This window comes from Rhodopseudomonas parapalustris (assembly GCF_053772255.1).
Window position 1 is genome coordinate 105,141 of sequence record NZ_JAMKBZ010000016.1, and the last position, 20,503, is coordinate 125,643.

Genomic DNA, 20,503 nt, shown 5'->3' on the forward strand with positions numbered 1-20,503 from the left:
AGGCTTCCGGGACGGATAGTTTCGGGGGCCTTTTTCTTTTGCCGTGCTGCTCCTGGTTCGCGGTTTCGGGGTGAGGCGGCTACGCCTCGTCGTTCTCCTGATCGCTGCCCGATTTTGTGAAGGCTTCGAACAGGTTTGGGAGTTGGCCGACGAGAAAGTCCGCGAATGTCGCGGGCACCTTCTTGTCGATGGAGAGCTTGAGGTCGCGAGCGCTTCGCTGGACCTTGGCAATGGGTTGTCCGTCATGCCCAACCACGGGCTGTAATCGGGGTTTCCTCGCAGAATCTGGTTCGACCTGTCGAGCGGCTGCATTGAAAGCCGTCACAAACCGATGATCTGATTCTCCCGTTGCAAACGATGCATCAGCAATCGCCGCCCTGACTCGTTTGGCGGCGGCGCTGTCGGCGAGCAAATCAGCGAAGGTCTGCCATCGGCCGCGCCCGATTTTCGGCGCTTTGCCAATCGCATCGACGATGTCGCGCGGAATTGCGTGTGCGACGGCGATCAGTTTCGACGCCTCTGCTCTATCGATCGCGAGCGCCTCCTGGACAACGGATCGCTTGTGCCCCGCATCTTCAATATGCACCGCGAAAATGGCGCGCTCGATGAAACTCAGATCCTCGCGCGGCGCGTTTTCCAAGCCTTGCGCGACGACCAGCTCCTCGTCGCTCAATTGTTTCAGGATTGCGCGCACCGGAATTGCCAGCTCGCGTGCGACCCGAACCCTGCGATGTCCGTAGGCGCTCTGATATCGGCCGGCGATCGCGGGGTGCTGTCGCACCAGGACCGGAACTTCTTGCCCACGCTGCGCGATGGATTGCTTCAGAAGCTCATAGGACGTCATGTCGTCGTCGCGAAACCGGTCCGCAACCGGAGACGGATCGACAAGATTGGCATCGATCTCAACGATGATCGCCCCGGCCGCAATTTTCTCCCGCAGTTCCTGATTTTCTCGCTCGACGTCGGAGAACGAGTCCCTGAGCGAACGAACGGCGCCCGCCGTGACTCGCGCGGGCGCCCCCGGCAGAGTGTTGTCAGTGGACAACGCACCGGAAGGTGGCGCGGTGAAGAGGCTCTTGATGGTGTCAGTGCGTTTGCTCATCGCCCCCACACCTTCTTTGCGAGTTGAGTGATCTCTGCGTTGACGGCGTCAACCGACTCCAATGCTCTGTCGTAGGCCCCTCGCCCCACCGAGCCGCGATCGAGTTCGTACAGCGACTGCTTGGTCAGGCCGGCGTTTGCAATCGCCGTCGATTTCCAGACCGTCGCTTGCAGCACATCGGTACCAAAGAGGTTCCGCAACAACGCCACGATTTGCGCCTCGGGAACATCGTTCGGATCATGGCGCGTGATGACGTAGCGGACAAAATCGTGATCGAGGCTGCCGCCAGCGTCCTCGATGATCGACATCAGGTCGGACGTCATGAGGAGAAATTGGCTCATCGAGGCGACATCCACCATCTGAGGGTGGATCGTTACAAGCATGGCGGTCGCGGCGTTCAAAGCGCCCATCGTGAGAAAGCCGAGCTGAGGCGGGCAGTCGATGACCACAACATCGTAGTCATCCGCAACGCTGTTGATCGCAGTTGCCACGCGGCGGAAGAACAGGTCGTGTCCGCGTTCTCGGCGCTCGATCATAGCGCGCGGCGTGTGATGCTCGAACTCCATGAGTTCGAGATTGCCGGGGACTAGGCCGATCCCGTCGAAATAGGTAGGACGCACGATCTCACGCAACGGCCTTCTCTGGTCGTCGTACCGGATAGCTCCGTAGATCGTCTCATTTTCACCGATATCGAACTCGGGCTGGTATCCAAACATCGCGGAGAGCGACGCCTGCGGATCGAGATCGATCGTCAGGACCCGTAAGCCGGACAGCGCCAGATACTGCGCGAGATAGAGTGCGGTCGTCGTTTTCGCGGAGCCCCCTTTGAAGTTGGCGACCGTAATGATTTGAAGCTTCTCGCCGGCGCGCCGACGGGGGAAAAAATCCAACGCCTCTTTGGGGCGCGCATCGGCCAGATAGGCGCGTAGCTCGTTTATTTGCGCAAGCGTGTAAGACCTTCGGCCCCCGTGGCCGATGGCCGGTGCCGGGCCAAGCCCATCAAGCGACAACTGGCGGAGATAGCCATCCGACACCCTGACTATTTTCGCGACTTCACCCGAGCTAAAAGACCGGAGCGTCTTGGTGGCTGCCGGGGGAAAGAGCGATGTTCCGAGCGACCGTAGCTGACCCGACAAGATGCCGGCGTGGCGGTTTATGCGCGCACTCGCGGTCTCCGGTCGTTGCGATTCGGCTTCCACCACACTCGTCATCGGGATCTCAAGACGGTTTCACTGCGTCAGACGGTATTTATCCGTCTCAAGAAAGACCACGATTCCCGAGTCGCCGCAAGCGTTTAAGGGTTAATGAAAAGTTAACGCGCGACAAGGCCAGCGCGCGGCGGCGCATTGTTGTCTGCTGACAACATTTACGAGACCGTCGATGTTGTCCGCTGACAACATCGACACTCCCTCGCCCGCTCACCGGCGGATGTCGTAGAGCCGGGCCGCTCTCCCCGACGCTCTTTCAACATCGTTGTAGTAGCTCGCCGCCTGCTGCACCGACCGATGCCTGGATTGCTGCATCGCCTCGGGCAACGCTAACCCCTGCCGAGCGGCCTCGGTGAGATATCCCGACCGCAGGCCGTGCGCGGTGAACTCTGCCGGGTCGAACCCCGCCATAACGCATCGCCGCTTGACGATCAGGTTGATCGATTGCGGGGTCAACGGCCGCTCCTCAAGAGCCTCCCACCGGTCGATCGCACGGAAAACCGCACCGTTCTGGATGTCGGCCCGCTCAAGCCACTCGCGCAATGCGTCCACGGGGGGGCCGACAAGGAATACCCTGCCCTCGTCGTCAGCGTCGCCGGTCTTGGTGCGGCCAAGGTGGATCGACACACAGGGCAGCGTCGCCGATTTCTCGTCCGTTGGATCGATCCGTACCGCAGGCTCGTCGGCTAGTTGTTCGACGCGAAGGCGCGCGACCTCACTACGCCGCCTCCCCCCGGAGGCAAACGCCAGAAGCAGGATGGCGAGATCGCGAGTATCCACGAGCCGGTCCGTCGAACAGGTGGCGACCAGGCTGTCGAGAATATTTCGCGTGACCGCCCTCTTGCTCTTGCGCCGCCGCGGCCGCGGCGAAGCGCGCACCGCCAGCCGCACCGCCGAGCGAAGGCTTGGTGCGCCAAATGGTCCCTCGATTCCCTTCCAGCGATGGAGTGTCCCCCAGCTCGCCAGGCGCCGCTTCACGGTGCTCGGCGCATGCGGACCCTCGCTGCGCAGCAGCCCCTCCGCGCGCAGATCGTTCGCGACCTCCGCCGGCATGCCATGCCGGGGATCGGTCTCCCGCTTCACCGGGTCCCAAAGATGATGCGCCACGAACTTCAGCGCCAACGCTTCGGTCGCCGGCCACGGCAGCGGATCGCCGGTGGCGGCCGCCGCCCACCCTTCGAGATAGGCCAGGTCGGACGCCAGCGCCCGCAGGCTGTTCTCGCCCATGCCCTCGCGCGCGAGGTGTTTGAGCGTCGCGACGTCGTCGTCGGTGAGGAGCTGCGCCAGCCGGTCACGCCGGTCCATCGGCAGGATGGCCGACAGCGTGTCGAGTTGCAGCGCCCGCCGGGATTCGGCGTCGAGAGAGCCGCCTTTGGCGATATCGTCCATGTCGCGCCTCAGAACCCGTAGGTCCGATCGGCCCAGCGCAGCAGCACCGCTGCGTCCGGGTCCGGCAAGCGGACGCGCTGCGCCTTGAGGCCCTCGGCGATTGCGTGGCCCACATCGGGCTCGACCCAATGGCCATGCGTCATCAGGAAGAACCAGCCGAAGGGCAGGCCGACCTCGCGGTCGACGGCCTCGATCCGGTCCATCAACTGGTGGACCGACATCTCGGGGGCCTTCAGCAGGCGGTCTCGCGGCACCTTCAGCGGCCGCGGGATGAAGCCGATCTCGCGCTCGCCCTTGTAGGTGTAGTCGCGGGCGTCGAGCGCCCAATGCGCGAAGACGCGCTGCGAACGGGCGCTCGAGGACTCCCAATCCCGGAAGAAGCGTAGCTCGCGCGGAACGAACTCGAAATAGTCCGGCACCAATTCGAGGAACGGGGTTTCGCGCATCGCCCCTCGCGGCCCCGTTTCGCGGATCACCCGTCGCTCCATTTCGGGCCGCCGCGCTTCGCGCTTCTCACGCTCGATCCGGCTGCAGCGATCGAGGAAGCTTCGAACGTGAATGAACGCCCCGCCAGCGCGGTCGAGGAGGCGGTAGACTGGACCGGCGAGTCGATCCGTCTCGGGCAGGGACTTGTTCCGGGGCCAGCCCGGATCGAGCAGTTCCTCTTCACCCCAGGGTCGATAGTCCGGGTTGACGATCGGCCCGGCGCGCCATTCGACCTCGCGGCCGAGCGCGATCTGGATATAGTCCGCCGGCGCCGTGCCGGTCGGCGCGAACACGAATGCGCTCGACCCGCGCCACTCGGTGATCTGCAGGTCGGTTTCCCTGAGGCGCGCCCAGACCGCCTTGACGTCGCCGCCGTCCTTGGCGAGCTCGGCCGTCATCCATGGCCGCAACTCGCCGACGCGCGTCCCGTCCGGCCGGATGACCGACCGGGTGTCGCGCCAGTAGTCGTCGTCGACCTGGGCGAGGCGGAAGTCGAAGCCCGGGAAGGTCGCGGCGAGCGCAGGGACGAGGTCGGCGTCGACCGAGGCCGGGTCGAGCCCCGCCAGGACGGTTTCGAGCGAGGCGGCATCCGGGAGGCGGGCAGGGGCTGTCATCCCGACATTCCTTCATCGGTCCAGGGGTTGAACAGGGGCACGCCGAGCGCCGCAAAGTCCTTGGTGTTACGGGTGGCGAGGATGATTTCCCGGTCGAGCGCGGTGGCCGCAAAAAACCCGTCTATGACAGAAAGCGCAAAGCCACTGCGGCGGGCTCGCGCCATCAGATCGCCCCAGCGCTTGGCGATCGGGAGGTCGATCGGCAGGATTCGGCCGTCGAAGCGCGCCGGCAACTCGTCGGCGAGCCAGGCCGTCAGCGCGTCGCGCCGCCGGCCGTCGTCCATCAATGCGATGCCACGTCGAAGTTCGGCGATCGACGCCACGCTGATGAACGTCCGGTCCTCGTCGATCGCGTCGAGCCATTGCAGCACTCTTGGCTCCGGGGCCGGCCGGCGAACCTCCGAGAGCACGTTGGTATCGAGCAGGACATTCATAGATCGAGGTCGCGCGGCTGGTCGTGGACCCGATCGAGATCGAGCTCGGCGTCACGCAGGGGCGAGGCCATCAGGAATTCGGCCAGCGTGCCCTTGCGGACGGTTTTACGTGCCCATTCCTCGGCCGAGACCATGACGACGCTCGGCTTGCCATGGCGGGTGATGATCTGGGGATCGCTTTGGGCGCGCTCGATCACTTCGGACAAGCGCGCCTTGGCGCCGGCGACGGTCCAGTGACCCGATTCGTGCGCCGGGGTCTTTCGGGAGGCTGTCACGCTCTGCTCCTATGACTATATTGACTATTATGACTATATGAGTCCCTGTGGCGATTTTCAACGGCGGCCGCGCCGGAAGGGCGCAACTCCGCTATGATTGCGGGGGGGCACGGAAGGACGCACCATGGCCAACGGCCCAAAAAACCGTATCCGGACGCACGCGACTGATGAGGAGGGAGTGGCCGCTTGGCACCAGGCCGCCGCCCGCGATCGGCGGGCCGTCCTGACTGTCGACCTGACCGACGAGGACATCGCCGCGATCGAGGCCCGCGAGATGAGGCCGGGCTTCGAGCACCTCAACATCGAGGTCGACGATGCCTGAGGCCGACGGCGGCCGCCGATGACGTCCAGAAAAGGGGAGGGGGCTGACAGCGGGCGCGTCCTCTCGTCGATCGGAGGCCCGGCCGATGCGAATTTCCGGCCTGAGGACAGCCAGAATCGCTGATTTGCGATTCCGTGTCCAACACTATCGATAAGGGGTAGTTATCAATAGTCAGAGATTCCGCCGAGAGCAATCGCTATGACGGAGGCTAAATGCGTGATAGCTTCCGTTTCGGCAATTCCCGTTAAGGTTATCAAAGTCTTGCTGCCGGCCTACCATATCCCCGATCCGCTGCCCTGGGCCGAGATCGTCGGTCCACTGGCCGCCGCCGAAGATGCGCTCGCACGCCTCGACGAGCGGCTGGCCAAAAGCCCGATCCGCGACGGCTGGATCGCACGGACTCATTTCGCCGACGCCTGCGCCAGCCTATGGGTGGATGGCGAGCTGGTCCATCTCGACGATCTCGTGCTGCACGATTCACACATGGATATTCGCACGCCGACGCACGAACTGACCCTGGCGCACGCGGTGCTGCGCGCCCGCCGGCGCATCGCCGACGCCGAGCCGGGCTGGGCGTTGTCTCCGGCCGGGCTTTCAGGACTCCGGGGACGCGGCAAACCGCGTGGTGGTCCGCTGGAGGCAACCACCTCCGCGGAGGGGATCGACATGCCGGGCGAGGGTGGAGACGACGGCTTGGAAGATCAACCCGGAGAACCTGCGCCGGTTGTCGAAGCCGATCATCGCCTGGCCGATGCGCTGGCCGCGGTCGACGCCGCGATCGCCAATGCCGATCGGACCCTGACCGACAAGGGTATTCGCGACCGGTCGAGCGAAAGGGACCGGGATCCGCTGCTCTACGATCCCGACTGGGACGAAGGCGGCCGGCTCGATCGGTGGCGCGCAATCGTCAATCAGGCGAGGGCGCTGCCGCCGACATTGGCGGCGGCCGTCGCTCTCGATGCATGGGACATGCTCACTCCATTGGAGCACGCGCACTGGCTTGGCCGGCTGCTTGCCGCCGCGGTGCTACGCGAGCGGGGCAAGGCACGACGGCACCTGCCATGCATCCATGTCGGTCTGAAGCTCGTGCCGCGTGAGCGCCGGCGCGCACTCGCCGCACCGGTGCGGCTGGCCGCGCACCTCGAAGCCTTGGGCGCCGCCGGCGAGGCCGGGCTGAAAGATCATGACCGCTGGGTCAACGCCCGCAACCTGCTCGCCCGCAAGCTCGACGGCCGACGATCCACCTCCCGGTTGCCGGACCTGCTCGACTACGTGCTGACGCGGCCGGTCGTCTCTGCGGGGATGATCGCCAAGGAACTAAAGATCACTCCGCGCGCAGCGCAGGATCTCGTCGCGCAGCTCGGGCTGCGCGAGGCGACAGGCCGTGACCGGTATCGGGCCTGGGCGATTTTATAGAAGTAGCGGAAGGCAATTTGTGAACCGCTAGTGTGGCGCCCCGCCGCGCAGCAATTGCCGGTAATTCTTGGTCATCCAATGGGCACGGGCGAGGTGACTCTCCCAGGCGCGACGTGCCCGCACAGGTTCGCGAACCGGATCGATGTGCAGCACGACGAGCGCGACCTCCCCCCACTCGGCATCGTCGTTCTCGGCATCAAGCAGCCGCAGATAGGTGACCAGATGCGCCTCGTCGTATCCGGTCAGGACCGGTGCGCTCGGCGCTTCGTTGGCGACATCAGGATCGAGAGGTGGCTGCTGCATTCGACAAAACTCCACTCAAGTCCGCCCTCGGTCAGAGTAGCGGATTTGGAGAACAGCGAAAGACCGGCATTTCGAGCTCGCCAAGCAATTGGCCGAGATCGACGAACTCGACGGCCCCGCAGTCACGATCCTCACACGACGACGATTGATCGCACTCTTCGAAGGCAGCCCTTTCGCCTATCAAGGTTGAACCGCTACAGCCCCCATTTCTAGAAGGAAGGTCTGCACGGTCCTGCCGATCTTCACGGCCTGGCCAATGTCCTCCGGGACGGTGGGATAGATATCGATCACCGGTTCGCCAGGGTCGTGCAGGAACTTCGGGACGAGCGTTCCGAAACGCCGACGGCCCTCTCGCAGTGCGTCCATCTTCTCGAATTCCTGGGCGTGGAGCGCTTGTGAGATCAGGGCCTCGAACCGCTCGAACTCGACAACGTCCTCAGGCGTCAGCGCGGCCGGCGGCACGTAGAGCGGCATGCGATGAGCCGCCGGATTGCGCCGGGTCTTGACATCTCTCTCCCAGTCGCTGAACGGCCGCAAGGCGTCGGCTACAGGTTTCAGAGAGGGATCGACGGCGAAGGCGTGCTTGAACAGGCCGATCGACAGCGCGTTCTTGGCTTTCGTTGCGGGTGATCCAAGCTGATGCACCGCAACCCAGGCGTAGTTGTCGAGAAGACCGAGGAGGTCGATGTAAATCGCGTTGAGGTCGCGGCAGACCCGGTCGGATTGCTCCTGCGATAGTGGAACGGTCCGACTGGGTGGGACGACGGCCTGGAAACTCTTGAACGATGAATCGATCATTCGCAGGCGACGCATCACACCAAACCGGAGAAAGTGGGAAGCCTCTGGCGTGAATGCTATGCGCGACAGGAGGGTCAGGGCATCTCCGGTGAGCTCAAGCAGCGCATTATTCACCCCATAGATGTGATTCTGCTGTGCCTCGTGGACGAAATAGAGATTATTCTCAACGTTCCCTTCGATTAGGAAGGGAGCGGCAAACTGCCGATAGAGCTTCTGATATTCGACTTCTTGAAAGCCGAACTCGTTAAAAGGCATCGTCGTCTCGCGTGGCGTAAAAATTGCCGCGACGATTGCTCATCCAGGTTCCTTTTGAAAGCCACCGCTGCAGCAGCGGCATTGGAGGCGGGCAATTGTGCATCATCCTCGTTGAGCTCCAACGCCGGCCGCACAAAGGCGTGGAATCGCCAATTCGCAACTTTCGTTGCGAAGCTGGGTCCGCGCGAGTCCATTGGACACGACGGTATCGCGTGGGGTTTCTTTGAGGCGGCAAAGATTCATCGGAAATAGTCGTCGCGGCTGGCCTGCTCAACGAGCTTGTCTTCGAAGTGATTTTCGATGAACCATCGCCGCCAGTTCTGCACCCGACCAACGACTTCGTCGAAGCGCTCGTCAGTCTTTTTGATCTCGTCGCTATGGCGTCGCTCATAAAGCAGTAGACATCGCGCGTCGCGTAGGGACGACTGAACTGATGCCAGCGTCTCGCTCCAAATATCGGCGGTAATCGTGTCGTACTCGCCAGTTGAAAACTGAGAGTCCATGTCGGAGAGCAGTTCCTCTGCCTCCTCGATGATATATTTCGCTATGATGGCGTTCGATCGCTCACCGAGCATCTTGAGGAACCGAGCGCTGCGCTTGGTCAATCGGTCTGCTTTAGAATGCAGCGTGATCCCGAAGCCGGATCGAGGGCCTTTACAATGATTTTTGTGAAGGATCGGCTTCCACAAAATCACGTCGTCCTTAATGCTCACGACAGCCAGAATAGGCTGGACCATCAACGACGCGAAGTAGTCGAGGTGTTTCTCGTCAATCGGGATTCGAAGTGAAGCGCGCCCTTTAAAGGATTCCGCAGTGGCCTTCACCTGGACCTTGAGTAGGCCACCTGTGGATTTCAGATTTTCATCCGCAATCTCGATTTCACCATCGACCCCGATATCCGGTTCGCCGACCTTACGGTATCCGAACTTCAGTTTCTCCTCGACGAAGCTGGCGACCCTGCGCTCGCCGATTCTTCCGATTCTTTGCCGCCAATCGAACTGCATCGCGCGTCCCCAACTTTCAATGAGCAATACATTGATGGGTGGGTCGCCCGCAAACCGAGAATGATCGCCGATCACCACCCATCTGATTTCGTCGCGGTGACGACCACGCCGAAGCTAACGGCTTCAGGAATATTTTCTTATAAGGAAATGGGTTGACAACAAGGTTTCAAAGTCCATTATCAACCTACATATCAACCCGCTCTGACCATCGCTAATGGAACTGGGTGGAGGTCAACATGGTATCTAATGATCTTATTAGCGGCGTTGCCATCACGGCCGCTATGTCGCAGGAGGGGCCATCGATCCTCGATCAGCCGCTCCGAGACATCCTTATGCGAGCGGCAGGGCCGCACCCTGAACACTTGCGCTTTCAACTTGGGCGACCTGTTGCGATTGCCGGGAGCGATTCGCCGTTCGCAAACGTTTTCGTAACCGGTCGCGACCCATACGACGTCGATCTAATCTTTGCGCTCGAGCGCGAGCGCAGCGATGTCGCTTCGGTCGCCCGCTTCGGACATCGCGTAACCTGCGCGTCGTATCACTTCTATATGGCGTTCGAGAAAGCTCGGATCACAGATTTCGAGCCGGCTCCAGTGCGCAACATGTTGAAGACTGGCTCTGGTCTAAGCGTCTGGTACAGCAGCTTGGTGAACACGACGTTCAATCGATACCGCGACCTGAAGCGCGCGTTGTTGCACAAGTGGTCGCCGCCTGCAGAGGTCGAGCCGTTGACATCGAGTGCATTCCGCATGTTGTGCGAGATCACACCTGCGGACAGCCAGTTGCGGAGCTTGTTCATTCACGACCAAGCGCGAGCGTTTCACGAATTGGCACATCACCTCGATATCGTCGCCGACCAGTTGAAGGCAGCGATCAAGCTCGCGACCGACCTGGAGATGCTTCCTCCCGAGGACCTGCCATCTGACGATGCGGTACGATTAGCCGCGGCGCAAGCCAAAGTCCTGAATAAGGCGGGTAAGGCGTTGAAACTGACTGAAGCCGCTGCGCGTGTCGGTACCACGCGCCAGGCGCTGCATAAACGAATCCGGAATGGCAGCGCCTTGGGATTGATGCGAGGCTCGGAGCTAATTGTCCCCTCGGCGCAGTTGATCGACATCGAGGGGAAGGCCAAGATTGTAGACGGCTTAAGCCCGATTGTCGCCTTGTTTGATTCCTCAGGCGCCGGCCGTTGGTCTGCACTGCAATTCCTGACCCAAGTCGATCCAAATTTGCGAGAGGCGCCGCTCGATGCATTGAAGCAGGGCAAAGACGATGCAGTGGTAGACGCAGCGAGAGCGTATCTCGGCCTTGATGAGGCGTGATCCCTCCGCCATGCCCCACCACATGTTCGCATCAGGCTTGCTCGAGGAAAGGATTCCAGCTCAACAAGGGCTCGTACGAGTCCATCCGCTGGACTTTGGTGCGATCTGGTTCGGACCAGCACCCGGGAAATCACCCAAATATCGGTTTGACGCGCCGGCGGGAGAGTACCGCACCCTTTATTGTGCGCGCGAACTCACAGGAGCATTTGCCGAGACAGTGTTTCGGCATGCGCAAACAATCATCGGCCGCCCTTTTGTCGAAGAGCGCGGTTGGACGGTGCTCGCACCAACCCGCGAACTTCGAGTGGCCAAGATTTATGACGAGGGCCTCATTCACCATGGCGTAACCGCAGACGTTTGCGCAGGAGACGATTACCACTCGTCCCGGCGCTTTGCCGCCGACCTGTACGCGGCGTTTCCCGAGGTCGACGGGATTGCCTATCGAGCGAGGCACAACAACGGACAGATTTGTTACGCCCTGTTCGATCGCGCCGACATCCTGGTCGAGGTCGAGCGCAACGCATTCAGCGATCAACGTGCCATTGTCGATAGCATCATGCGCCTGCATGGCGCGGCCTGGGATCCGATGACGCCGTTGGCACCGCCCTAGCTTGCAACAGGTCATGAACCGTTCAACGCGATGAATCGATTGCGGCGTATCGATTCAATAAAGTCGTTAGACGGGGCTTCGACAAGAAGCAAGACTCCGCGCATGACATTCTCGAAAGTAAGGCCGCTCAACCTGCGGCGCATCGATGCGACGCGCAATATGCGACGCTTCTACAGCCTCGGCATCCAGCCGACTTTGTTCGGCGGCGCATCGGTTGTGCGGAATTGGGGCAGGATCGGCTCGGTCGGTCAATGCAAGGTCGAAACGTTCGATATTTCGTACCACGCTGAGGTCGAGTTCACGCGCGTCGAGCGTGCGAAGCGTCGCAAGGGATATGTCGTGCTGCCTGGTCACCGGTGACAAGGCAGCCGCGGCCGACGCCGTTCAAACCACGACAGAAGGCCCCGCCTTGCGGCGGGGCCGGGCTGCCAAGCCCTAGTCGCGGCTGGGACGAGACCAGATCAACTGAAGACCTTCCTCGCCTTCGACCTCGATCAGGGTGGCATAGATGGGGGCTGGGAACGACGGATCATCCAGCTTGGTCGAGAGGTAGTCGCGCCCTTCCGTCGAGGTCTTCTGCCAAGCCGCGCCGAGTTCGACGTTGCCGGAGTAGATGCGGAAGTGCGGTCCCTTCTCGGAGGGGTTTTCGACGCGGACGAATTTCGCCTTGACGTTGAGGTTGAGCGTCTTGATGGCACCGGAGAAGCCATTGCCGGTGGACGTGAAGTTGCCGATGGTAGCCATATCTTTCGTTCCTTTTGATCTGTCGGGCCGCGCCCATCGCGGCCTCGATAGCGGTCGATGGACCGGAGGCGATCGATCTGCACCCGAAGGGCCACAACGTCAGTGAAGGGCGGACGGCAGAGGCTTTTTTGAATGGCGATGCAAAGCGTGCAAAGCACGCGGCGGAAAAAAGCTGACGCCGGCCGTTGCAGGGAAAGATCGAGACGGAGCCCGGCGACGTCGACCTTCGGTCAGACCAGCTATATCGAGGACGTGATCCGGTCGCGCCCGATCTGTCGAACCAACAAGGAGCGAGATAGGCGCATATCTGTCGGTTCACACGATCGTCACATCATCGACGTGCGTCACTTTCTGGACCTCAACCGGGTCAAGGCTGCAAACCGCACCCAATCTCGGGAAGGATCCCGCCATTTGTATCAGACGTGAAAAGCATTCACGCTCACAAGTCTGCCGAAAGGATGAGGCTCTTCCGCGCAGGGCAAAGGCCCCCTACGGGATCAGGCGTGAGGAAATTCGTTCTGCCATCGCTGGGCGCCATGAAGTACACGAAGAATACGGATCGTCGCGCCAACGATCTGATAGGCTGCGACGTAAGGCGTTCCGGCGATGACAAGCTCGCGCGTGCCGGCAACACGGCCCGGACGGCCGCTTTCCGGGAAGTCGCGAAGACGGTGTGTCGCTGCCAAGATGCGATCGTCGATAGCGATGGCGTCCATAGGGGTGTGGGCTTCGATATCCGTGAAGATGTCGTCGCGATCCGAAAGCGCGGCTCCCAGCCGGTATCGGCGAAGATGGCGCAATCGGGCATCGGCCCGACCTCACCATACGCGGCAAGCAGCGCCATCGTCGTTGATTGGACGTCGGCACCCAGCGAGAGCGTGCGCAGCCGAATGGGGGAGGGGTGTTCGTCGACCCCGGACGCGAGCGGAGCGTGCAGCATCACGCGGCCTCCCGCTCGGCAGCAGCTTGCGGCTGCAGGTCATGCAGATACGACACGGCACGTTGCGCATGCGCCGCTGCCGCGAAAATCGCGCGCTTATCGTTCGAAAAGACTTTTAGCCAGCTATCGAGATAACTCGCATGATCGGGGCGTGGGTCGAGTTCGGGCACGATCCCGAGGTCGGCACAAAGGTAGCAACTACCAAGTTCGGCACAAAGCTCCTCCCTTGCGCGGTCGCTGCGGTCTTTCGCATAGCGGCTGAGATCGCGACCGACACGATGCGCAGGGGCGGTCCAATGGGTTATCTCGTGACTGAGCACGGCGACATAGGAAGCGGCATCGCGAAAAACGGCAAAGGGCGGCATCTGGACGTGATCCGTCGCCGGCGAATAGAAGGCCCGATCGCCGCCGTGGCGGATGAGCGCGCCTGTGTTGGCGAAAAACCGATCAGCATGTTCGATTCGCGTGATCGGATCACTGACAACGACGGCTGGAGTATAGTAGTGCTCCGCGAGACCATCGACCTGCGCGACGTTGAAGACGGTGTAAGCCTTCAGGAACGGGATTTCGCGATCGATCTCTTCGCCGGCGCCGTCGACTTCGGTCTTTGTGAATCTGCTGGAGAAGACGACGGTCGTGCCGGTTTCGCCCTTGCGAACGGCACCGCCGAGTTCGAGCGCCTGCTTGAACGTCATCCAGGTCGGCGCGGTGAATCCACGTGCGGTCGCCTCCGACCACAACAGCAGCACATTCATTCCGCCGTACGGCTGGCCATTGTGCCGTAGCGGGCGCGTGACACGTAACGCGGCATTGCCGGCGCGCCAGGGGCGCATCCATGGCCTCACTCCTTTTTCGAGATCAGCGATGATCTTGTCCGTAATCCGCGCGTAGATGTCTTCGCGAACGCCTTGCTGTTTCCTGCTCATTTCCTTCAGACCTCCAGGAGAGATCGCGACCATCGCGACCCCGTGACGAAGGTCCGGCGGCCGGGGCATTAGCGCGGGCGCGCACCCGCAGGGGCTGGAACGAAAGTGGAGGACGGCGACGCCGTTGCGCGCTCGCACGTCCCTGGCAGGACCTTCTGCGGCACGGGGGCGCCGATGTCGTCTGCTTCCCGTTTGCGCCGCGCACTACGGTCCGCGACAGGATCGTCACCACGATGGCCGAAACCGCTAGCGGGTTCGTTGAGCGCAGCGAATAGAGCCGTCCGCCGGAGGCGGGTCGCTTTGAACCCCTTGAGCGAAAGTATTCGAGGTCATGCGGTCGCTTGTAGTCTGCGCAGCTCAAGTTGATCTCGTGCAGAGGAGACCTGCAGCGTTAAGTTTGTCTAGACGCAACAAGTATGACGCATCTGCGTGCAATAGCTTGTCGCGATCTGACCATCGCATGCGGGATGAACGCGTATGGTGCAACAGGAGGTGGGCCGCGATGACACTCGATCCGGTGGACGTGCAGGTTGGTGCAAACATCAAGATGGTGCGCCAACAACGAGGGATCACCCAAAAGGTGCTGGGACACGCGCTCGGTTTGACCTTCCAACAGGTCCAGAAGTACGAGACCGGAAGGAATCGGGTCGGCGCCAGCCGCCTGCAACGCATTGCCGATATACTCGACGTGAAGCCGGCGCAATTGTTTCCGCCGCAGGCCCGGGTCAACGAGCACGCCGATATCGACTACGAGCAGCTTATGGACATGGTGCACGCTGCCTACACTGTGGAAGGGCGTGATTTGATTGACTCTTTCATTCGCATCCGATCCGCGGAATTGCGGAGAGCAATCGTCGCGCTGGTGGAAGCTATCGCCGATAGGACATTTTGACGATCAGGGGGGCTTCGCAGCAGTTTGCTTCTGAGCATCTACTCCATCGAGCGAGAGAGGATGCTTTCACCGCGACAACGTCGGCTCCGAATGTTGACAATACGGCAGTAATGGCTGTTTGATAGCTGCGCAGGTTGTGGGGGCAACTATGCTTTACTTTATTCGTTTCGCCTTTTTAGCGAGCCTTTCATTGGTCATCACCGGCTGCGGCCTCCGCGTGCCGGACGTCCAAGAGTTCTACGAGCCTCGCGACCATCAGAGGATCACCGAGAACACAATCATCAATCACATCAAATGCGAGATTCACAAAGGCGCCGATGACGCCCTGGAGCGCTGGAAAGATGCGGGTCGCCGTAGCGGTTTTCCGCCTGACTGGTTCAAGAGCTGGAACGCCACCGTCACCTTGAAGCTCGCGGTCGATGAGAAGGGATCGCTGGCCCCGGGCGTATCATGGACACGCACGTTTCCGAGTGCGAATAGCTTCACGCTGGGCGCGGGTGTCAACGTGTCCTCGCAGGCAACGCGAACCGAAACGATCTCCTTTGCCTATTCACTTGAGTCTCTGGTGGGTGCGAAACGCATCGATAAGCCATGCGAAGTCGCGAATGCGTCGCTACTGACGGGCGATCTTAAGATCGGCGAGTTCATCGACAAGAAAATCTTCCTGACGACTGTTCCGGGAACCATCGGTAGCCCGTACAGCGCTTTCAACTATGAAGTCAGTTTCGTCATCGTGACCAACGGAACGGTCACACCGACATGGAAACTCGTCGACGTGACAGCGAACCCTGGCGGGCCATTCGCCAGTGCGACGAGGACACGAACCCACACCGTTTCAATCACGTTCTCCGCGCCGAACGATCAAGCCGCGGCGGAGGCGGCACGCTTGCACAACGCGTCGCTGATTGGCCAGGCCGTCGCGGATGCACTCAGAAAATCTGGAAACTAGGAGGAGGGGATGCCCATTCCGCAGACCGCCGGCGAGGCCAGGGCGCAGGGATACGAGGTCAGGAAGCTGACGGCGGCGCAGGCAAAGGAGATCATGAGCGCGCACGATGCCGTTGCTGGCATCCACCCGTTCGAGCGCCCTAAGGATTGTTCGACGATACCGACGAACGGGATTTGCTGGGAAGGCAACTGTATCCTTGGTGAGAAGGAAGTCCTTTATTGCGATCGGACCCAGGGCTGCACCCTTTACGCAAAGGTGCGCTGCTGAATGCTGCTCGTGCAAAGCGCTGCTTCCGGATCGACGGCCGTAGCATACAGGCGAGAAAGCCCGGCCACCATCGGCGGCTGCCGCGATGAATGCCTCGATGACGCGAGGCGTAGCGCGTCGTGCGAGCAAATGGGCGTCGCGATAAAATAAATGGCCGGTGGCGTGCTGCCACCGACCGCGAAGTCACGGCGATTGAAGGCGCGGGGCCGGAGCCCCGCGCCGATGGCGGTCAGCCGAAGGACGCCATCTGTTGTTCGGCCGCTTTACGATCGAGTGTCTTGCCAGGATTCTCGATCGGGCGTTCGAAGGGCTTCCAGGTCTCGCCGACGACGTGTTCGTATGCTTTCACAGCGCCTTCGGCCGCCATGCGCAGCGCGTGCGCCTGTAGCGCCATGTCGGCGGCAAACTCCCGCTTACGCTGGGCCGCGCTGTCGAACCCGACCGGCCCATCAAGATCTTCGTCGCGTTGGTCGTTGGCCGACTTCGCGGTGGCGTCTCGAGCCTCCGAGACGGCGCGGCTGTAGAACTGGCCGGCGCCATGCGCGGAGCTGACGTAGGAACCGACGATGCGCTGAAGGTGGATTTGCATCGCCCGTTCGCCGAGTCCTTCGGACAGGCTGTCTGCGGATTCGATGAGTTGGCGTTCGTGAAGGTCGCGAACCCCGTCGCCGTCGATGATCGCAAGACCGAAGCTCTCCGAGATGAGGGCGGCCTGTGCGGCATCCGGGCAGGCGAGCCTGACCATTTCGAGGGTCGTGCCCTTGCGGAGCTGCAGGACTTTGGCGCGCTGGCGAGGAGTTTGAGAGGTCTTGGGCATGGGAATATCCTTTCCTTCGGTTTCCGGAAGGCTAAGGCCGGCTCCTGCCGGTCCTCCCTTCGGGTGCGGTCGAAAAGAACCGGCGGAAAGACGGGGGTGTCGGGGTCCGGGACCACCAGATCGAGCGAAGCGGGTTTGCGGGCGAGCAGGGCCTACTGGCCCTCGCGCGGCGCGCGGACCCGCTTTGTCGAGAGCGGGGGTCTCCCGGCCGCAACGCGGCGCGACGGCGACCTGGACGCGCCCGGACGCCGGTTTACGAACGCAACAAACCCGAGGGGAGATCCGGTGGAGCATGCTCACGAATGCGGACCGAGGAAGATTTCCCATTGCCAATGCGCTGCAGACCCCGCCCACGGCCTGCGTCGAACGCGCCAGCGCTCCGGGATGTCGATGTTGGGGCTACAGTGGTTTTTCGGCTGGTCGAGGCGGGTTCCGTCGGCACGAAGCCGATCAGGTCGGCGGCCTGGGCAAGCGCTTCGCCGATCCGACATAGGCGCTGACGATGCGCTGGAGATGGATTTGCATCGCCCGTTCGGCGAGCCCTTCGCCCAGGATGTCTGCGGTCTCGACAATCAGCCGCCCGTGAAGGTCGCGGATACCGTCGCTGTCGAGGGATCGGAAGCCCGAACCGAGCGGGACATCATTGATGATTGAACGCGCGAACATATTGTCCTCCTAGATTGCGGGCGCGTGGAAACAGAACCGCCGCCGGCATGGCCGACGGCGGGAGAGGTTCGGACGAGAACGGAGAGGGGCTGCTATTCGGCCGCATCGAGGAACTCGCCGGGCTGCTCGTCATCAGCATCTTCGACAACCGTCGCGTCCGCCTCATCGGCCTCCTCGTCGTCAGTTTCGGACACGGCGTTGGATGTGAGCCATTTGGAGAGCTCGGCCGCTTCCGGCGCGAATAGTGCGGCGGAATGAACGAAGTGCCCTTCCTTGTAGTGCTCGACGAGCGCGGCGCGCGTATCCCTCACGCGCTGGCGCGGGAGAACCGAGGTGCTCTTGCACGACGCTTCGAGCGCCGGCCGCGACAGGCACGAGAGGAAATCCTCCGTCCCCATGTTCGGCAGGAACGAATTGGCGCCGATCGTCTCGCCGGCGACGCGCGCGACGATGCCGCTCTTGGTCGCGTTTTCGCGACATGAGAACACGTCGATCAGCATGGAGCGGGCCGCGATACGCAGCGTGTCCATGTCGAAGTTGAGCTGGCCCTCGGAATCGAAGAGTGTGACCACGTGCTTCGCCAGCTTGTTGTGCCCGTAATAGGAGCCGCCGCTGCCCGTCGTCACCGAAACGTTCTGTCCGGTGAATGCAAGAATCAACAGCGCCATCAGCGTGTCATCCTCGATCGGCGCGCGACCGAGTGCCTCGCGCAGCGCGTCGGTACGGTAGTCGCCAATCATCTCGATGCCCTTGCGAGTGACGTCCGGGCGAGGCTTGGACACCGAGCCGACATCCCCGTCATCGACGCCGCCAGCGCCGCTGGCTGCTTTCCCTTTCGACTTCTTCGCATCGGGCATGCGGTAGTGGACCGCCTGTACGCGGCCGTCGCGGTCGAGATACATCGCCGTGCAGTCGCTCTTTGCGGGCTTGCCGTGAACGCGTTCGGCCTTCTTGGGCAATTCGACCTGGCCCCAGCTATTGACCTCGGTGACGACGCCCTTCTTGGGCAGATTGCTGGTCATCCACTCTTGCTGAGCGCCGAGAAATGCCTCCACATTCGTGGTGTAGCGGCCGTCCTGGTCGGCGGGCGCGAACAGGTCCTCGACCCATTCGATGCCGTAAGCCTCACGCAGATCGTCGCCGAAGCTCGCATCGCGGGCATACATGCGGCGCTTCTGCAGGGCCTGCGCGACGCTGTACCAGGAGACCTGAGGATCGCCCTTGGACGGCTTGTGCTTCTTCCAGACCTCCTTTTGCTCGTCGAGCGCAGCCGCAGCGATCGTGCGAAGCTGCTGCTCGTTCGGCATGTCGCCCTTGGCCATTTGGTCGAGCATCGCCGGGAGCACATTGGCGAGGAGGCGCAGCTTCTTGATCTGGCGCACCGGGAGCGCGAGCGCGACGGCGATGGCTTCCTCAGTCCAGCCGAGCGCAACGAGACGCTCGATCGCACGCCACTGGTCTACCGGATTGAGCGCTTCGCGAGCAAGATTCTCGACCATCGAGCGCATGGCGCCATTGTCGTTCGCCGCCTCCACGACAATAACGTCGATCTCCTTGAGACCCGCCGCGATAGCCTGCTTCACACGCCGGTGGCCAGCATCGATGATGTAGCCATTACCGCCGCCGGATTCCGGCGCGATGATGGGCGGCTGCACGACGCCGACCGCCTTGATCGTCGCCAACAGCAGCGCGTCGGCCTGGGGCGTGGATTTCGTCTGGCGTGTGCGATCGGGATTGTCCTTCAGCGCGCGGGGATCCACCTTGATCATTTCCATGGACTTGCTCCTTCAGAGGTTGCGGACGCAGGCTCATCGCCGGTCCTTTTCCGTCTTCATCCAGAAGACCCCTTCCGGCCCGCGGAGCGGGCGGGCCGGCACAAATGCGGGCGAGCATCCCTGCCCGGCCGGGCGAGCGGGGCGGTCCGCCCTGCGAAGGACGACGGGCCGGGAGTGCGCTGTCCGCGTTTGAGCGAGCACGGTGCCGGCCGGGCCGCTCTGCGAGGAGGTTTCTCCTCGTTTTCTCCTTTTCCCTGCTTTTCCCTGCTTTTCCCTGCCGCAGGAACAGTCGCCGCCATTCTTGAAATCCGCCAGAATTGACGCTATATTGCGTCAGTATTATTGGCGTCAAACTGGAGCGACACGGCGATGGCTCTCGCGCAATATGCCGATAATGGCGTCTTCGCCCCGCGCAGGATCGCGGAGACGCTGCACACGACCAGCGAGGAAATCGCCCGGACGGCCGGTCTCGGCAAGGACGCGATCCAGCGCAAGGACCGAATCCGGTCGGACAGGACGCAGCGCCGCCTGCGCGAAATGGTGGAGGTCATCAACAAGGTCGAGCCGAGATTCGGCTCAGCGCTGATGGCTTATGCCTGGTATCGCTCGGAGCCACTGCCGGGCTTTTCCGGTCAGACGGCGATGCGCCTCGTTCGCGACGGCAGAGCGGACGACGTCCTCGACTATATTGATGCCGTCGATGCTGGCGTTCACGCCTGATCGTGGCGCCGCGTTACGAAGGCAAGCTCTATCGGGCACTGAATCCGATCTACGCCCGTGAGCCGCTGTCGGGTCGCGGCGCGGCGCTTTATGGCGGCCGCTTCAATCGCAGGGGCGTGCCCGCGCTCTATACATCCGTTTCGATCCTGACAGCGATCAGAGAGGCGAACCAGGTCGGAAACCTCCAGCCGACGACGCTCGTCTCCTATGACGCAGACATCGCTCGCGTCTTCGATAGCCGGGATCAGCAAGCACTTCGCGCGCACGGG

24 protein-coding genes and 1 pseudogene are annotated in these 20,503 nt (G+C 62.1%); 10 read left to right on the forward strand and 15 right to left on the reverse strand.

All coding sequences use genetic code 11. The features are described 5' to 3' along the window. Positions 1 to 79: 79 nt before the first annotated feature. The 6 genes from repB to M9H71_RS15415 all read right to left on the reverse strand — a co-directional run bounded on the left by repB (position 80) and on the right by M9H71_RS15415 (position 5,508). Positions 80 to 1,102: a plasmid partitioning protein RepB gene (repB, locus tag M9H71_RS15390; protein WP_455405839.1), complete on the reverse strand. Its 1,023-nt coding sequence runs from the start codon at positions 1,100 to 1,102 to the stop codon at positions 80 to 82. Continuing rightward, entirely contained in the window at positions 1,099 to 2,313 is a 1,215-nt protein-coding gene (gene repA / locus M9H71_RS15395) for a plasmid partitioning protein RepA (protein WP_455405840.1), read from the reverse strand. The genes repB and repA overlap by 4 nt, the downstream gene beginning before the upstream one ends. A 207-nt stretch (positions 2,314 to 2,520) precedes the next feature. Next, the gene (locus tag M9H71_RS15400) at positions 2,521 to 3,699 is read right to left on the reverse strand and encodes a site-specific integrase (protein ID WP_455405841.1); all 1,179 of its coding nucleotides are present in this window, start codon (positions 3,697 to 3,699) and stop codon (positions 2,521 to 2,523) included. A gap of 8 nt (positions 3,700 to 3,707) precedes the next feature. Continuing rightward, the gene (locus M9H71_RS15405) at positions 3,708 to 4,799 is read right to left on the reverse strand and encodes a hypothetical protein (RefSeq protein WP_455405842.1); all 1,092 of its coding nucleotides are present in this window, start codon (positions 4,797 to 4,799) and stop codon (positions 3,708 to 3,710) included. After that, entirely contained in the window at positions 4,796 to 5,233 is a 438-nt protein-coding gene (locus M9H71_RS15410) for a PIN domain-containing protein (protein WP_455405843.1), read from the reverse strand. The genes M9H71_RS15405 and M9H71_RS15410 overlap by 4 nt, the downstream gene beginning before the upstream one ends. Next, positions 5,230 to 5,508 carry a type II toxin-antitoxin system Phd/YefM family antitoxin gene (locus M9H71_RS15415; RefSeq protein ID WP_455405844.1) on the reverse strand — a complete coding sequence of 93 codons (279 nt, stop codon included), beginning with the start codon at positions 5,506 to 5,508 and terminating at the stop codon, positions 5,230 to 5,232. Before M9H71_RS15415 ends, M9H71_RS15410 begins: the two co-directional genes overlap by 4 nt. Positions 5,509 to 5,632: 124 nt before the next feature. Between M9H71_RS15415 and M9H71_RS15420 the strand changes: the two genes are divergently transcribed. Both M9H71_RS15420 and M9H71_RS15425 read left to right on the forward strand, forming a co-directional pair. After that, positions 5,633 to 5,830 carry a hypothetical protein gene (locus tag M9H71_RS15420; protein WP_455405845.1) on the forward strand — a complete coding sequence of 66 codons (198 nt, stop codon included), beginning with the start codon at positions 5,633 to 5,635 and terminating at the stop codon, positions 5,828 to 5,830. A gap of 216 nt (positions 5,831 to 6,046) precedes the next feature. After that, a complete protein-coding gene (locus tag M9H71_RS15425) occupies positions 6,047 to 7,246 on the forward strand; it encodes an RHE_PE00001 family protein (protein WP_455405846.1) in 1,200 nt (399 codons plus the stop codon). Positions 7,247 to 7,273: 27 nt separating this feature from the next. Here M9H71_RS15425 and M9H71_RS15430 read toward each other — a convergent pair whose 3' ends face one another. The 3 genes from M9H71_RS15430 to M9H71_RS15440 form a co-directional block, all read right to left on the reverse strand. After that, complete coding sequence (locus M9H71_RS15430) at positions 7,274 to 7,549, reverse strand: DUF2285 domain-containing protein (RefSeq protein ID WP_455405847.1); 276 nt, start codon at positions 7,547 to 7,549, stop codon at positions 7,274 to 7,276. A 180-nt stretch (positions 7,550 to 7,729) separates the two neighbouring features. Continuing rightward, on the reverse strand, positions 7,730 to 8,602 hold the full coding sequence (locus tag M9H71_RS15435) for a hypothetical protein (RefSeq protein WP_455405848.1): 873 nt from the start codon (positions 8,600 to 8,602) through the stop codon (positions 7,730 to 7,732). A gap of 239 nt (positions 8,603 to 8,841) precedes the next feature. Beyond that, a complete protein-coding gene (locus M9H71_RS15440; protein ID WP_455405849.1) occupies positions 8,842 to 9,684 on the reverse strand; it encodes a DUF4365 domain-containing protein in 843 nt (280 codons plus the stop codon). Between the two features lie 158 nt (positions 9,685 to 9,842). On the opposite strand from M9H71_RS15440, the gene M9H71_RS15445 reads away from it, so the two are divergent. From M9H71_RS15445 to M9H71_RS15455, 3 genes are all read left to right on the forward strand, one after another. Beyond that, positions 9,843 to 10,928, forward strand: coding sequence for a hypothetical protein (locus M9H71_RS15445; RefSeq protein WP_455405850.1), 1,086 nt, complete (start codon positions 9,843 to 9,845; stop codon positions 10,926 to 10,928). Between the two features lie 10 nt (positions 10,929 to 10,938). Then, on the forward strand, positions 10,939 to 11,538 hold the full coding sequence (locus tag M9H71_RS15450) for an RES family NAD+ phosphorylase (protein ID WP_455405851.1): 600 nt from the start codon (positions 10,939 to 10,941) through the stop codon (positions 11,536 to 11,538). Positions 11,539 to 11,640: 102 nt separating this feature from the next. Beyond that, the gene (locus M9H71_RS15455) at positions 11,641 to 11,898 is read left to right on the forward strand and encodes a WGR domain-containing protein (RefSeq protein WP_455405852.1); all 258 of its coding nucleotides are present in this window, start codon (positions 11,641 to 11,643) and stop codon (positions 11,896 to 11,898) included. 75 nt (positions 11,899 to 11,973) lie between these two features. Here M9H71_RS15455 and M9H71_RS15460 read toward each other — a convergent pair whose 3' ends face one another. From M9H71_RS15460 to M9H71_RS15470, 3 genes are all read right to left on the reverse strand, one after another. Next, the gene (locus M9H71_RS15460; protein WP_455405853.1) at positions 11,974 to 12,282 is read right to left on the reverse strand and encodes a DUF736 domain-containing protein; all 309 of its coding nucleotides are present in this window, start codon (positions 12,280 to 12,282) and stop codon (positions 11,974 to 11,976) included. A gap of 497 nt (positions 12,283 to 12,779) precedes the next feature. Then, the gene (locus M9H71_RS15465) at positions 12,780 to 13,082 is read right to left on the reverse strand and encodes a type II toxin-antitoxin system RelE/ParE family toxin (protein WP_455405854.1); all 303 of its coding nucleotides are present in this window, start codon (positions 13,080 to 13,082) and stop codon (positions 12,780 to 12,782) included. Positions 13,083 to 13,221: 139 nt separating this feature from the next. Continuing rightward, positions 13,222 to 14,148 carry an ArdC family protein gene (locus tag M9H71_RS15470; protein ID WP_455405864.1) on the reverse strand — a complete coding sequence of 309 codons (927 nt, stop codon included), beginning with the start codon at positions 14,146 to 14,148 and terminating at the stop codon, positions 13,222 to 13,224. A 502-nt stretch (positions 14,149 to 14,650) separates the two neighbouring features. On the opposite strand from M9H71_RS15470, the gene M9H71_RS15475 reads away from it, so the two are divergent. The 3 genes from M9H71_RS15475 to M9H71_RS15485 all read left to right on the forward strand — a co-directional run bounded on the left by M9H71_RS15475 (position 14,651) and on the right by M9H71_RS15485 (position 16,256). After that, positions 14,651 to 15,040, forward strand: coding sequence for a helix-turn-helix domain-containing protein (locus tag M9H71_RS15475; RefSeq protein WP_455405855.1), 390 nt, complete (start codon positions 14,651 to 14,653; stop codon positions 15,038 to 15,040). Between the two features lie 148 nt (positions 15,041 to 15,188). Next, positions 15,189 to 15,989, forward strand: a complete 801-nt coding sequence (locus tag M9H71_RS15480) for a hypothetical protein (RefSeq protein ID WP_455405856.1) — start codon at positions 15,189 to 15,191, stop codon at positions 15,987 to 15,989. A 9-nt stretch (positions 15,990 to 15,998) separates the two neighbouring features. Then, the gene (locus M9H71_RS15485; protein WP_455405857.1) at positions 15,999 to 16,256 is read left to right on the forward strand and encodes a hypothetical protein; all 258 of its coding nucleotides are present in this window, start codon (positions 15,999 to 16,001) and stop codon (positions 16,254 to 16,256) included. Between the two features lie 229 nt (positions 16,257 to 16,485). Here the strand turns inward: M9H71_RS15485 and M9H71_RS15490 are convergent, their stop codons facing one another. From M9H71_RS15490 to M9H71_RS15500, 3 genes and pseudogenes are all read right to left on the reverse strand, one after another. Continuing rightward, a complete protein-coding gene (locus tag M9H71_RS15490) occupies positions 16,486 to 17,073 on the reverse strand; it encodes a hypothetical protein (protein ID WP_455405858.1) in 588 nt (195 codons plus the stop codon). Between the two features lie 477 nt (positions 17,074 to 17,550). Next, positions 17,551 to 17,739: pseudogene (locus tag M9H71_RS15495) on the reverse strand (hypothetical protein); the annotation flags it as partial. Positions 17,740 to 17,831: 92 nt separating this feature from the next. Further along, positions 17,832 to 19,514, reverse strand: a complete 1,683-nt coding sequence (locus M9H71_RS15500) for a ParB/RepB/Spo0J family partition protein (protein ID WP_455405859.1) — start codon at positions 19,512 to 19,514, stop codon at positions 17,832 to 17,834. Between the two features lie 369 nt (positions 19,515 to 19,883). Between M9H71_RS15500 and M9H71_RS15505 the strand changes: the two genes are divergently transcribed. Together M9H71_RS15505 and M9H71_RS15510 are read left to right on the forward strand one after the other, a co-directional pair. Further along, positions 19,884 to 20,234, forward strand: a complete 351-nt coding sequence (locus M9H71_RS15505; protein WP_455405860.1) for an antitoxin Xre/MbcA/ParS toxin-binding domain-containing protein — start codon at positions 19,884 to 19,886, stop codon at positions 20,232 to 20,234. A gap of 2 nt (positions 20,235 to 20,236) precedes the next feature. Then, a partial coding sequence (locus tag M9H71_RS15510; RefSeq protein ID WP_455405861.1) for an RES family NAD+ phosphorylase occupies positions 20,237 to 20,503 on the forward strand: 267 nt, incomplete at its 3' end.

Excerpts from the sequence above, each read along its gene's own strand:
- repB (WP_455405839.1), bottom strand. The coding sequence starts at position 1,102 with ATGAGCAAACGCACTGACACCATCAAGAGCCTCTTCACCGCGCCACCT.
- repA (WP_455405840.1), bottom strand. The coding sequence starts at position 2,313 with ATGACGAGTGTGGTGGAAGCCGAATCGCAACGACCGGAGACCGCGAGT.
- M9H71_RS15400 (WP_455405841.1), bottom strand. The coding sequence starts at position 3,699 with ATGGACGATATCGCCAAAGGCGGCTCTCTCGACGCCGAATCCCGGCGG.
- M9H71_RS15405 (WP_455405842.1), bottom strand. The coding sequence starts at position 4,799 with ATGACAGCCCCTGCCCGCCTCCCGGATGCCGCCTCGCTCGAAACCGTC.
- M9H71_RS15410 (WP_455405843.1), bottom strand. The coding sequence starts at position 5,233 with ATGAATGTCCTGCTCGATACCAACGTGCTCTCGGAGGTTCGCCGGCCG.
- M9H71_RS15420 (WP_455405845.1), top strand. The coding sequence starts at position 5,633 with ATGGCCAACGGCCCAAAAAACCGTATCCGGACGCACGCGACTGATGAG.
- M9H71_RS15430 (WP_455405847.1), bottom strand. The coding sequence starts at position 7,549 with ATGCAGCAGCCACCTCTCGATCCTGATGTCGCCAACGAAGCGCCGAGC.
- M9H71_RS15435 (WP_455405848.1), bottom strand. The coding sequence starts at position 8,602 with ATGCCTTTTAACGAGTTCGGCTTTCAAGAAGTCGAATATCAGAAGCTC.
- M9H71_RS15445 (WP_455405850.1), top strand. The coding sequence starts at position 9,843 with ATGGTATCTAATGATCTTATTAGCGGCGTTGCCATCACGGCCGCTATG.
- M9H71_RS15450 (WP_455405851.1), top strand. The coding sequence starts at position 10,939 with ATGCCCCACCACATGTTCGCATCAGGCTTGCTCGAGGAAAGGATTCCA.
- M9H71_RS15455 (WP_455405852.1), top strand. The coding sequence starts at position 11,641 with ATGACATTCTCGAAAGTAAGGCCGCTCAACCTGCGGCGCATCGATGCG.
- M9H71_RS15460 (WP_455405853.1), bottom strand. The coding sequence starts at position 12,282 with ATGGCTACCATCGGCAACTTCACGTCCACCGGCAATGGCTTCTCCGGT.
- M9H71_RS15470 (WP_455405864.1), bottom strand. The coding sequence starts at position 14,148 with ATGAGCAGGAAACAGCAAGGCGTTCGCGAAGACATCTACGCGCGGATT.
- M9H71_RS15475 (WP_455405855.1), top strand. The coding sequence starts at position 14,651 with ATGACACTCGATCCGGTGGACGTGCAGGTTGGTGCAAACATCAAGATG.
- M9H71_RS15480 (WP_455405856.1), top strand. The coding sequence starts at position 15,189 with ATGCTTTACTTTATTCGTTTCGCCTTTTTAGCGAGCCTTTCATTGGTC.
- M9H71_RS15485 (WP_455405857.1), top strand. The coding sequence starts at position 15,999 with ATGCCCATTCCGCAGACCGCCGGCGAGGCCAGGGCGCAGGGATACGAG.
- M9H71_RS15490 (WP_455405858.1), bottom strand. The coding sequence starts at position 17,073 with ATGCCCAAGACCTCTCAAACTCCTCGCCAGCGCGCCAAAGTCCTGCAG.
- M9H71_RS15500 (WP_455405859.1), bottom strand. The coding sequence starts at position 19,514 with ATGGAAATGATCAAGGTGGATCCCCGCGCGCTGAAGGACAATCCCGAT.
- M9H71_RS15505 (WP_455405860.1), top strand. The coding sequence starts at position 19,884 with ATGGCTCTCGCGCAATATGCCGATAATGGCGTCTTCGCCCCGCGCAGG.